The following is a 12372-nucleotide window of genomic DNA, read 5'->3' on the forward strand; positions in this document are numbered from 1 at the left end:
CACCGACATCGACCTGGCGGGCCCTCGACCCTGTGGACAACAGGCGTACCGTGAGCCATCCGCTCGACCCTCCGCGACGAACTACGGACATGGACACGACCCGACCCCAGCGCGACGGCGACAGCGACGCCTCCCCGTCAGCCCCGCCCCCCACCTCGACGATCTGGCTGCCGGGCCGGTGGCTCGGTGCGCTCACGGGCGTGGTCGTGGTCGGACTTGCGCTCGCCGTCGCCGAGCTGCTCTCGATCCTCGGCGACCGGGTGCAGCTGCTGAACCAGTTCAGCTCGCCGCTGCTGGCCGTCGGCGCCGCCTTCATCACGCTCACGCCCGAGTGGCTGAAGCAGTTCGCGATCGCCACGTTCGGCGAGCAGGACAAGGTCGCGCTGCAGGTCGGCATGGGCGTCACGGTGCTGATCGCCGCCGCCGTCATCGGTCTGGTCGCGCGCCGCAGCCCGAGGGTTGCGGCCGTCCTGCTGGCCGCGTTCGTCGCGATCTGCGGAGTCGCCGTCCTGACCCGCCCCGCCGCGGTCGGGGTCATCGACCTGCTGCCCTCGATCGTGGGCGGCGTCGTCGGCGTCCTGGTGCTGGGCTACCTCTTCCGTCGTCGCGAGGTCGCGGCCCCCGCCGCACCGGTCGACCCCGATGTTGAGCCCACCCCCCAGGACTACCCGTCCCGCCGCACCACCACGCCGGTGATGGACAGCGCGCTCGGTCGCCGTCGCTTCCTCAGCCTGGTCGGCATCACCGCGGCCGCGGCCACCGCCGCCACCGCGATCGGCCGCTTCCTCCCCAGCTACGCCGACGTCCAGGCGAGCCGCGACGCCCTCCAGGTCCCGTCCGCCACGCCGCAGAGCTTCCCCGACGGCCTCACCCTCGACACCATCGAAGAAGCCGTCGACGGTCAGGGCGCGTTCCTCACGCCGAACGAGGACTTCTACCGCGTGGACACCGCGCTGACCCTGCCGAACATCACGGCTGACGACTGGTCGCTGAAGATCCACGGCCTCGTCGACCGCGAGCGCACGCTCACCTACGACGAGATCGTCAACCTCCCGCTCGTCGAGCGCACGATCACCCTCACCTGCGTGTCCAACGAGGTCGGTGGCGGGCTCGTGGGCACCGCGACGTGGATCGGCACGCCGATCAAGGACCTGCTCGAGGACCTCGGGCCGAGCTCGGACGCCGACTGCGTGCTCTGCACCAGCATCGACGGCTTCACCCTCACCGCCCCGCTCGAGGCGCTCGTCGACGGCCGGGACTCGCTCCTCGCCGTCGCCATGAACGGCGAGATCCTCCCGCAGCGCAACGGCTTCCCGGTGCGCATGGTCGTGCCCGGCCTGTACGGCTACGTCTCGGCGACGAAGTGGATCGTCGACATGAAGGTGAGCAGGTTCTCCGACGAGGTCGCCTACTGGACCCAGCGCGGCTGGGCCGAGCAGGCGCCGATCAAGACCGCCTCGCGCATCGACGTCCCGCGCGGCTTCAACCAGGCCGCCGTCGGCGACGAGGTCGTCATCGCGGGTGTCGCGTGGGCGCAGCAGCGCGGGATCGAGAACGTGGAGATCCAGATCGACGACGGCGAGTGGCAGCCCGTGGAGCTCTCGCCCGCGCTCTCGAACGACACGTGGCGCCAGTGGCGCACGACGTGGGTGGCCGAGCAGGGCGTCCACACCATTCGCTGCCGCGCGTACGACGGCACGGGCGAGCTGCAGACGGAGGAGATCGCACCCCCGATCCCGAACGGCTCCTCCGGCTACGACGCCCGGAGCATCACGGTCTCCTGAGGGGGCCACCAGCACCCAGCACCACCGAGGGCGATCCTGTCGCCGTCGCCGATCCACCCAGGATCGTCACGACGGCGGAGGGTCGCCCTCACTGCTGTCCCCACCGTGCGTGGTGGCGGCGGCCCGACGCCGGCCGTCCCTCGTCAGGACGGCGTCCGCCCCTGTGTCCAGGGGAGGACACCACTCTCTGTACAGGGGAGGACACCACCCGTCTCCCGCCGTCAGCACCCGCATCACCACGGCCCACCACCCGCGCCGATGCACGGTTCCGCCCTCCCGAGAACCCGCTCAGAAAAAATCTCGCGATCCGACCCATCCGTATTCCCCACCACGTCGAACTACTCGTGAGACCGGCCACCAGGCCGCACCCGTCACGAAGGAGCTTGACAATGTTCACCACCCGGAAGACCTTCACCTCGATCGCCGCTGTTGCCGCTCTCGCGCTCACCCTCTCCGCCTGTGGCGGTTCGGGTGACGAGGACATGACCGAGGAGTCCAGCCCCACGATGTCCGAGTCCGAGACGGCGTCGCCGTCGCCCTCGGAGACCGAGACCGAGTCGGCCTCCCCCTCGGAGACCGAGTCCGCGACCGACGACATGGCTGACCCGGCCGCGAACCTCGTCGGCGCCGGCTGCGCCGCCTACGCCGAGGCCGTTCCGGACGGCGCCGGCTCCGTCGGTGGCATGGCGCTCGACCCGGTCGCCACCGCTGCGTCCAACAACCCGCTCCTCACCACGCTGACCGCGGCCGTCTCCGGCGGGCTCAACCCGGGCGTCGACCTGGTCAGCACGCTGAACAGCGACGAGTTCACGGTCTTCGCGCCGGTCGACGAGGCCTTCGCGGCCGTCGACCCCGCCACGATCGAGACGCTCAAGACCGACAGCGAGCTCCTCACCACGATCCTGACCTACCACGTGGTCCCCGGCCAGCTCGACCCGACGGCCGTCGTCGGCGAGCAGACCACCGTCCAGGGTGGGACCGTCGAGGTCACCGGTGAGGGCGACAACCTCATGGTGAACGGCGCCAGCGTCATCTGCGGTGGCGTCCAGACCGCCAACGCCACGGTGTACCTGATCGACTCGGTCCTCATGCCCCCGATGTGATCAGCACCTCCCCCTCTAGGCCATCGCAGGGCCGACAGACTCCCGGTGTCTCACGGTGCCGGGTGGCCGGTTGAGGGACCGGTGGGCCGATGCCCCGCCTCCGATCAGGGAGGCGGGGCATCGCGCTGTCTCGGGAACGGGTCGCGCATCTCGCGATGCGGACGCCCGCTCCGAACGATGGACGCCCCCCGCGCGTCCCCGCTACTCTCCTAGAACCATCCAGAGCGGCCGAGAGATCTGGCTCGACGACGCCGCAGCAACCCCCAACGGAAGCCTCCCGCGGGAAGGGTGCTCACGCCAGGACCGATGGAGAGAGCAATGCGGGCACCACTCCCGCGGAGCACGGCACGGGGGAGGCGGTCATGACGACCTCCGACCTGTACCGTCCGCCGCGACCGACGATCAGCTACGAGCTGTACCCCCCACGCACACCCAAGGGCGAGACCCAGGTGTGGGACACGGTCACCCAGCTCGCCGACCACGTCGCCGACTACTTCTCCGTCACGTACGGGGCCTCGGGCTCGACGGCGTCGACGTCGCAGGCGCTCGTCGAGCGCATCATCAACGAGACGTCCGTCCCGGTCATCGCCCACCTCACGTGCGTGGGTCGGACGGCCGAGCAGCTCCGCGAGGTCGTCGGAGCCTTCCTCGACGCCGGCGTCCGCAACTTCCTCGCGCTGCGCGGCGACCCGCCCGAGGGTGTCGTGGACTGGAAGCCCGCGCCGGGCGAGGTCGGCCGCGCGTGCGACCTGGTGACGCTGATCCGTGAGGTCGAGGCCGAGCGCTTCGGCTCCCGCGGGCTCGACCCGATCTCCCGGCTCGCCGACCACCGCAGCCGCCGCACGGCGGTGAGCATCGCCGTCGCCGCCTACCCGGGCCTCGAGCGTGCCGGTGCCGCGCCCGACGGCGGTCACCCCGCCGGCGGCGTGACCGACGGCGCGGTCGCCGGGGCCAGCCGGTTCCGCGTCCGCGAGGACGAGCTCGTCGCGCTGCGCGCCAAGCAGGACGCCGGCGCCGACTTCGCGATCACCCAGCTCTTCTTCGACGCCGCGGCCTACCGCGAGCTGCTGGGCGCGTCCCGGGCGGCCGGGATCAGGCTGCCGCTGGTGCCCGGGATCCTGCCGCTGACGGACCCCGCCCGCATCCGTCGCCTGTGCGACCTCAACGGCATCGCCCACCCGGCCGAGATCCTCGGCACGCTCGACGCCACGACCGACCCGGAGGAGCGCCGTCGGATCGGCCTCGAGGCGACGACGTCGCTCGTCCGCGACGTCCTCGCGGCCGGCGCCCCCGGGCTGCACCTGTACACGTTCAACAAGGCCGACGGCGTCACCGCCCTCCTGGAGGACGTGCTCGCCGAGCGAATGCCGGCCTGATCCCGACGGCGGAGCACGCCTCCGCCGCCCCGCCCGACCCCCGTCGGGCCCCACGCCGATCCGACACGGATCCGTACGAAGCGTCGCAAGCCGGAGCCCCGCGCGACGTGACCATCCGCAGCACCCGACACACCGACGTCGCAAGCCGGAGCCCCGCGCGACGTCGCCCCTCCGCACACCGTGATGTCGCCCGCGACGTCAACAACGCCCCAAGGAGACGCCATGAGCGCCACCACCCAGCACCACGAGCTCCCCACCGCCACGATCCTCGGCTACCCCCGCATCGGGCCCCGCCGCGAGCTGAAGAAGGCGGTCGAGTCCCACTGGGCCGGCCGGACGACCGAGGCCGAGCTCGAGCAGGCGGCGGCCGAGCTGCGCCGCCGCACCCTCACGCACCTGCGCGACCTCGGTCTCGCCGTTGAGGACTCCTCGATCCCGCTCGACTTCTCCTACTACGACCAGGTGCACGACGTCGCCGTCGCGCTCGGGGTCGTCCCGGAGCGGTTCGCGGACCTGCGCGCCGCGGACGGCACGATCGACCTCGCCGGCTACTTCACGCTCGCCCGTGGCGAGGGTGATCGCGTCCCGCTCGAGATGACGAAGTGGCTCGACTCCAACTACCACTACCTCGTGCCCGAGATCGGCCCGGCGACGGCGATCTCCTACGCCGGTTCGCGTCGCGTCCAGGAGGTGCGCGAGGCCGCCGATCTCGGCATCACCGGGCGCCCGGTGCTCATCGGGCCCGTGACCCTGCTGCTCCTGGCCAAGGCCGCCGACGGCTCGCCCGAGGACTTCTCGCCCCTGGATCGGCTCGACGACGTCGTGGCCGCCTACGCCGCGCTGCTCGCCGACCTGCGCTCCGCCGGCGCCTCGTGGGTGCAGCTCGACGAGCCCGCGCTGACCAGCGACACCTGGGCGACGCCGACGGCGGAGGTGGCCTCCGCCGTCGCCCGCGCCTACGGGGTGCTCGCGTCCGCGCCGGTGGGCGCCGCCTCGGACGACGGCGACGCCGCCCGCCCGGCGATCCTCGTCACCGCCGGTTACGGGAGCCTCGGCGACGCCGTCGACCCGCTGCTCGCCGCCGGCGTCGAGGCGATCGCGCTGGATCTGGTCAAGGGCGCCGTGCCCGCGACCCGGGCGCCCGACGGCGGGGCCCGCGACTTCTCCCACGTCGCCCTGGTCGGTGGCGTCGTCGACGGCCACAACGTCTGGCGCACCGACCTCGACCGCGCCGCCGGTCGGCTCGAGGAGCTGGGGGCGCTCGGCGCCGCGGCGACCGGCGTCACGACGTCGACCTCGCTCTTCCACGTGCCGCACACCGTGGCCGACGAGGCGGGCAACCCGGAGCTGCCGGCCGCCGTCGCCGGCTGGCTCGCGTTCGCCGACGAGAAGGTGGGCGAGGTGCTGGCGCTGGCTGCCGGACCGGACGGTGCTGCCGAGGTGTTCGCCGCCTCGCGCGCCGTCGTGGCCGACCGGGCCGCCGCGCCCGGGGTGCGCCGCGGCCAGGTGCGCGAGCGGGCCGCGGGACTTCCGGCGTCGGCGTTCACCCGCGAGGCGTACGCCGAGCGGCAGGCCGCGCAGGACGCCGTCCTGGACCTCCCGGCGCTGCCGACCACGACGATCGGCTCGTTCCCGCAGACGGGCGAGCTGCGCCGGGCGCGCGCCGAGCTGCGGGCCGGGACGCTGGACGAGGCCGCCTACGCCGAGGCGATGCGGGCCGAGGTGGCGCGCGTCATCGCGCTGCAGGAGGAGCTGGGCCTGGACGTGCTGGTGCACGGCGAGCCCGAGCGCAACGACATGGTGCAGTACTTCGCGGAGAACCTCGACGGGTTCGCCGTCACGCAGCACGGCTGGGTGCAGAGCTACGGCTCGCGCTGCACGCGCCCGTCGATCCTGTGGGGCGACGTTTCCCGCCCGGCGCCGATCACGGTGCCGTGGGCCACGTATGCGTCCTCGCTGACCTCGGCGCCCGTGAAGGGCATGCTGACCGGTCCGGTGACGATCCTGGCGTGGTCCTTCGTCCGCGACGACCAGGGCCTGGGCGAGACGGCCAACCAGGTCGCGCTCGCGCTGCGGGACGAGATCGCCGACCTCGAGGCGGCCGGGATCGGGATCATCCAGGTCGACGAGCCGGCGCTGCGCGAGCTGCTCCCGCTGCGTCGGGCCGACCACGAGGCCTACCTCGACTGGTCGGTGGCCTCGTTCCGTCTCGCGACCTCGGGCGTGGGCGTGACCACGCAGATCCACACGCACCTGTGCTACTCGGAGTTCGAGGAGGTGTTCGGGGCGATCGACGGTCTCGACGCCGACGTCACCTCGATCGAGGCCGCCCGCTCGCGCATGGAGATCCTGCCGGCCGTGGCCGAGGCGGGGTTCGAGCGGGGCATCGGCCCGGGCGTCTACGACATCCACTCGCCGCGCGTTCCGTCGCAGGAGGAGGTCGTCGAGCTGCTGCGCGGGGCGCTCACCTCGGTCGGGCCGCGCACGCTCTGGGTGAATCCGGACTGCGGCCTCAAGACGCGGGGCTACGACGAGACGACGCGGTCGCTGACGAACCTCGTGGCGGCGGCGCGCGAGGTGCGTGGGTCGCTCGTGGGCTGACGCGCTCCGAACCGACCTGAGGAGCGGGCCGACACCCACCGGGGAGGTGGGGGTCGGCCCGTTCGTCGTGGGGTGGATCGGGGGTGCGCGTCGGGGCTCGTGCGAGTGGGTTGTGGGGGCGGGGGAATTCATCGCGGGGAATTGCTGTCCTGAGCAAGACCTGACGCGTTATCAACCGAATGTTCTGGGCCGGCGCCGAGGCCGATCTGTCCCGTTCTGCGGGGGCTGACGGGCCCGGGTGTGGGAGCGCTTCCAAGCTGGCGGGTCGACATCGTTCGGAAGTGATCGTTAACACGGGTGTAAACAGTGACAAACGATGCGTTCAGCACCGCAAGGAAGGTGAAAATGAGACGCAAACGTTACCCTCATCGAATCGTTTCGGCGCTTGCGGGAGGGGGGAGCGGGGGGTTGTATCAGCACGTCGCCGCGACGGTTTGGCGAACGCTGGTGCCCACGTCGGCATCGGATGCACCACGGAGCTGTGGAGGAAAACAGCAGATGACTTCTTCAATTCGCATTCGCAAGCGTGGAAGCGCCGCCATCGTGGCGACCGCCGCGCTCGCGCTCGTGCTTTCTGCATGTTCCGGCGGGGACTCCGGCGGCGGCGACAGCGGTGACGGTGGCGACGGCGGGGATGCCGCGGCCACCGAGATCGACTGCGCCCCGTACGAGGAGTTCGGCGACCTCGAGGGCACGACGGTCTCCGTCTACACCTCGATCGTCGAGCCCGAGTCGGACACCCAGATCGAGTCCTACAAGCCGTTCACGGAGTGCACCGGCGTCGAGATCGCGTACGAGGGTTCGCGCGAGTTCGAGGCCCAGCTCCTCCTGCGCATCCAGTCCAACACGCTGCCGGACATCGCGTTCCTGCCGCAGCCGGGTCTGCTCCGCACGATCGTCGCCGAGTACCCGGACGCGATCAAGCCCGCCCCCGAGGCCACGACCGCGATGGTCGAGGAGTACTTCAACGGCGCGTGGAAGGAGTACGGGTCGGTCGACGGCACGTTCTACGCCGCGCCGCTCGGCTCCAACGTGAAGTCGTTCGTCTGGTACTCCCCGTCGATGTTCGAGGAGGCCGGTTACGAGGTCCCCGAGACGTGGGACGACATGATGGCGCTCTCCGAGGAGATCGCGGGCGCCGGTGGCGCCCTCCCGTGGTGCGCGGGCGTCGAGTCCGGTGACGCCACCGGCTGGGCCGGCACCGACTTCATCGAGGACGTCGTCCTCCGCTCGGCCGGCATCGACGTGTACGACCAGTGGGTCACGCACGAGATCCCGTTCAACGACCCGGCGATCGTCGAGGCGTTCGACACGGCCGGCGAGATCCTCAAGAACCCGGACTACGTCAACGCCGGTCTCGGTGGGGTCGACTCCATCGCCACCACCCCGTGGGGCACCGCCGGTCTCGGTGTGCTCGACGGCACCTGCTGGATGCACCGCGCGGCGAACTTCTACGCCACGCAGCTCCCCGAGGGCACGAACGTCGCCCCCGACGGTGACATCTGGGCGTTCTACCTCCCGGGCGACGGCGAGACCTCGCCGGTGCTCGTCGGTGGCGAGTTCACCGCCGCGTTCGCCGACCGTCCCGAGGTCCAGGCCTTCCAGACCTACCTCGCGTCGGCCGACTGGGCCAACGCCAAGGCGATCGCGACCCCCGACGGCGGCTGGATCAGCGCCAACCAGGGCCTCGAGCGCGACAACCTGACGCAGGAGTTCGACCTGCTCTCCTACGACGCGCTCAACGCCGACCCCGAGGCCCAGCGCTTCGACGGTTCCGACCTCATGCCGGGCAACGTCGGCGCCGGCACCTTCTGGACCGGCATCGTGAACTGGCTGACCGGTTCCTCGACGGAGGACGTCGTGGACACGATCGAGGCGTCCTGGCAGGACTAGCCCCTCGGTGAGTGGGGGCCCATCCGTGATCGGGTGGGCCCCCACTTTCCCGTGACATCCGTCTTCACCGGGGTGGGCTCGCCCCCGTCCCGTCACCACAGAGCTGCGGCGGCAACGACGCCGCCGCAAGAGGGGAGTTCTCCATGGACTGGCTGCTGAGGCCCGACGACACAGCGGGCAAGCTGCTCGTGATGGTGCTGGCCATCCTGCTGTTCGCCGGCGTGATGGCCCTGATCCTGTTCGCCGTCGACCGCTCGTCCCGGACGCCCCGGTGGGTTCTCGCCACCGCGTTCGTCGGACCCGCGATCCTGCTGGTGAGCGTCGGCCTGGTCTACCCGGGCATCCTCACCATTCTCAACTCGTTCAAGAACACCAACGGCACCGAGTGGGTGGGCTTCGACAACTACGCGACCGCCTTCGGCGAGGGCGCGTTCCAGCTGGTGCTGCGCAACAGCGCGATCTGGGTGATCGCCGTCCCGCTGGTGGCCACCGCGATCGGCCTCATCTACGCCGTCCTCGTCGACCGCACCCGGTTCGAGAAGCTCGCGAAGGCGCTGATCTTCCTGCCGATGGCGATCTCGATGGTCGGTGCCTCGATCATCTGGAAGTTCGTCTACGAGTTCAAGCCCGACCAGCCCGGCGTCAAGCAGACCGGTCTGCTGAACCAGCTGCTGGTGTGGGTCGGCCTCGAGCCGCAGCAGTTCCTCATCACGCAGCCGTGGAACACGTTCTTCCTCATCGTCGTGATGATCTGGATCCAGACCGGTTTCGCGATGACGGTGCTCTCGGCCGCCATCAAGGCGATCCCCGACGACATCATCGAGGCCGCGCGTCTCGACGGTGTCAAGGGTGTCGGCATGTTCCGCCACATCACGATCCCCAGCGTGCGTCCCGCCCTCGTCGTCGTCATGACCACGATCGCCATGGGAACGCTGAAGGTGTTCGACATCGTCCGCACCATGACGGGTGGCCAGTTCGGCACCTCCGTCATCGCGAACGAGTTCTACACGCAGCAGTTCCGGCAGGCCAACCAGGGTCTGAGCTCCGCGCTCGCCGTGATCCTGTTCGTGCTCGTGATCCCGATCGTCGTCTACAACATCGGTCAGATGAAGAAGTCGGAGGAAGTGCGATGAGCTACCCCTCGATCGAGTCGACGTCCGTCGTCGACGACGAGGCGCCGGAGCCCGGTCAGAAGTCCACGGGTCGGGCCAAGCGCGCCAAGGTGGTCGAGCGCGCGGAGTCGGCCTCCTCACGACTGTCCTCGCCGTGGGCCTCGGGCGCGGCCATCCTCATCGCGATCCTGTGGACCGTCCCGTCGCTCGGCCTCCTCGTGACGTCGTTCCGGCCGGAGATCGACATCAAGCGTTCCGGGTGGTGGACCGGCCTCGCCGGCCCGTTCACGATGAGCAACTACGAGAACGCGCTGTCGGGCTCGGGCGGGCTCGGGGCGTTCTTCCTCAACTCGTTCGTGATCACGCTGCCCGCCGTGGTCATCCCGATCACGATCGCGCTGCTCGCGGCCTACGCGTTCGCCTGGATCGACTTCAAGGGCCGCAACCTGCTGTTCGTGGCCGTGTTCGCGCTCCAGGTCGTGCCGCTCCAGGTGGCCCTGGTGCCGCTGATCAAGGCGTTCGTGAGCCTCGGCGTCGAGGGCACGTTCTGGGCGGTGTGGGCGTCGCACGCGATGTTCGGCCTCCCGCTGGCGATCTTCCTGCTCCACAACTTCATGAAGGACATCCCGCCGGCGCTCGTCGAGGCCGCCCGGGTCGACGGCGCCGGTCACGTGAAGATCTTCTTCCAGGTCCTCATGCCGCTGCTGGTCCCGGCGATCGCCTCGTTCGCGATCTTCCAGTTCCTGTGGGTGTGGAACGACCTGCTCGTCGGCCTGACGTTCACCAACTCGGGCAGCCGTCCGATCACGGTGGCGATCGCCGAGCTCGCGGGCTCCCGCGGCGGCCAGTGGCACCTGCTGACGGCCGGCGCGTTCATCTCGATGATCGTCCCGATCGTGGTGTTCGTGGCGCTGCAGCGGTTCTTCGTCCGCGGCCTCCTCGCGGGCTCCGTCAAGGGCTGACCGCCACGCACGACCCAGCACGACGAGGGCCCCCGACCGCACGCGGCCGGGGGCCCTCGCTCCGCGCCCCCTGCCCCCTCGAGGGGGTACTTCCTGCCCTTCGAGGGGGTACTTCCGGACGTTCGCGGGGGTACTTCCTGCCCCGCGAGGGGGTATCCGTACGTTCGCGGGGGTACTTCCTGTCCCGCGAGGGGGTACTTCCGGACGTTCGCGGGGGTGATCGCTGCCCTCGCGAGCTCTCGCTGGGGGTTGAGTCCTTGTCCTCACGACGGCGGAGGGTCACGTCCGCGGGGACGTGACCCTCCGCCGTCGTCACCCCGTCGTCACCAGGTGCGAGGGCGCACCGGGTAGCCCAGGGCGCGGCCGATCGACTCCTCGAACGACGTGTCCTCGCCGATGATGCGCTCTCGAGTCGCGATCTCGAAGGCGATCGAGTGCACCCTCGAGATGTGGGTCCGGCGGTCGTCGTCGTGACGGCGATCGGCCTCGACCGAGTGGTGACGTCGGCCGTCGTACTCGACGGCGAGCCGGATGGCTTCGTAGAACGCGTCGAGGCGCCACTCCTGGCCACCGGCCTCTTGCAGGGAATGGTTGAGCGCGGGAAGCGGGAGCCCGGCGTCGAAGATGCGACAGCGCATCCACGACTCCCCGTGACGATCCGCGGCGCCGTCGAGGATGGGGGCCAGGTCCCGAGCCTGACGGAGCCGGGGAACTCGACGGAGTGAGGCGAGGTAGTCCAGGACCGGCTCGACGTCGACGGCTCGGGCACGGACCATCGCGTCCCCGGCGGCCAGCGCGTAGGGCCGCCAGAGGCGACGGAGCAGGTCCGACGTCGTTCGCACGGGTGAGGTCAGGGCCACGCCGTGGATGACGCGGGCGTCGTCGTCGGGCAGGTTGGTCTGCCGGACGGAGACGAGGGACGACGTCGGCCTCGTGCCGTTGTGGGGAACGAGGCAGTGGACGCGACCGTCGTGCAGGACGCCAGGGGGTCGGGTGTCTGCACCGTAGACCCAGGCGGCGGTGTGGTCGCTGATGACAGCACCGGCGGGGAGGACGAGCGCGACCGCCGTCAGGCGAAGAATCAGGTCGTCAGGTGCGCGAGAGTCGACGACGACGCCGCGCAGCATCCGGCGGACGGCCCCGCCGTCGTGCGCGTCACGCAACTGCCGCGGGCTGAGCCCGACGTCGCTGCTGCGGCTGGTGGCGAACGGGAGGCCGTTGTTGATCAGTGCCATGCCGCAGGATTGCGGTCGCGTGGGACGTGCGGTCGACCGCCGCGGAGATCGGGGGAGACCGGGGCCGGCGGTCGAGGCTGGGGACAGTCGACGGTCCGAGAATGCTGGGGCAGAGACCGGCTGGTCGAGGAGCTGTGCAGCACGGCCGGGGGCGGCGTGGGACCGTCGTCGGGCAGGGGTGGGGGCGGACGTCGCCCCCTGAAGGGGCGGGAAGTACCCCCCCCTCAAGCGACGGGAAGTACCCCCTGGTGGGGCGGGAAGTGCCCCCTCGAACGGCAGGAAGTGCCCCTCGAGGGCGGGAAGTAC

General features: G+C 70.8%; 8 protein-coding genes and 1 riboswitch. Of the genes, 7 read left to right on the top strand and 1 reads right to left on the bottom strand.

All coding sequences use genetic code 11. The features are described 5' to 3' along the window. The first annotated feature begins 89 nt into the window (after nt 1-89). The 7 genes from C8046_RS12980 (at nt 90) to C8046_RS13010 (ending at nt 10831) form a co-directional block, all read left to right on the top strand. Entirely contained in the window at nt 90-1784 is a 1695-nt protein-coding gene (locus tag C8046_RS12980) for a molybdopterin-dependent oxidoreductase (protein WP_109229811.1), read from the top strand. A gap of 389 nt (nt 1785-2173) precedes the next feature. Further along, on the top strand, nt 2174-2887 hold the full coding sequence (locus tag C8046_RS12985; RefSeq protein ID WP_109229812.1) for a fasciclin domain-containing protein: 714 nt from the start codon (nt 2174-2176) through the stop codon (nt 2885-2887). Nucleotides 2888-3099: 212 nt separating this feature from the next. Next, nucleotides 3100-3200: riboswitch (SAM riboswitch) on the top strand. A gap of 49 nt (nt 3201-3249) precedes the next feature. Further along, nucleotides 3250-4263 (top strand): methylenetetrahydrofolate reductase, encoded by a 1014-nt coding sequence (locus C8046_RS12990; protein WP_109229813.1) that lies wholly within the window; start codon nt 3250-3252, stop codon nt 4261-4263. 222 nt (nt 4264-4485) lie between these two features. Then, nucleotides 4486-6864 carry a 5-methyltetrahydropteroyltriglutamate--homocysteine S-methyltransferase gene (gene metE / locus C8046_RS12995; RefSeq protein WP_109229814.1) on the top strand — a complete coding sequence of 793 codons (2379 nt, stop codon included), beginning with the start codon at nt 4486-4488 and terminating at the stop codon, nt 6862-6864. 498 nt (nt 6865-7362) lie between these two features. Then, the gene (locus tag C8046_RS13000) at nt 7363-8757 is read left to right on the top strand and encodes an ABC transporter substrate-binding protein (RefSeq protein ID WP_109229815.1); all 1395 of its coding nucleotides are present in this window, start codon (nt 7363-7365) and stop codon (nt 8755-8757) included. A gap of 143 nt (nt 8758-8900) precedes the next feature. Then, nucleotides 8901-9890 (top strand): carbohydrate ABC transporter permease, encoded by a 990-nt coding sequence (locus C8046_RS13005; protein WP_109229816.1) that lies wholly within the window; start codon nt 8901-8903, stop codon nt 9888-9890. Beyond that, nucleotides 9887-10831, top strand: a complete 945-nt coding sequence (locus tag C8046_RS13010) for a carbohydrate ABC transporter permease (protein WP_109229817.1) — start codon at nt 9887-9889, stop codon at nt 10829-10831. The genes C8046_RS13005 and C8046_RS13010 overlap by 4 nt, the downstream gene beginning before the upstream one ends. 323 nt (nt 10832-11154) lie before the next feature. On the opposite strand, the gene C8046_RS13015 is transcribed toward C8046_RS13010, so the two are convergent. Further along, nucleotides 11155-12066, bottom strand: coding sequence for a hypothetical protein (locus tag C8046_RS13015; RefSeq protein ID WP_109229818.1), 912 nt, complete (start codon nt 12064-12066; stop codon nt 11155-11157). Between the last annotated feature and the right edge of the window lie 306 nt (nt 12067-12372).

The organism is Serinibacter arcticus (assembly GCF_003121705.1).
Classification (GTDB): Bacteria; Actinomycetota; Actinomycetes; order Actinomycetales; family Beutenbergiaceae; genus Litorihabitans.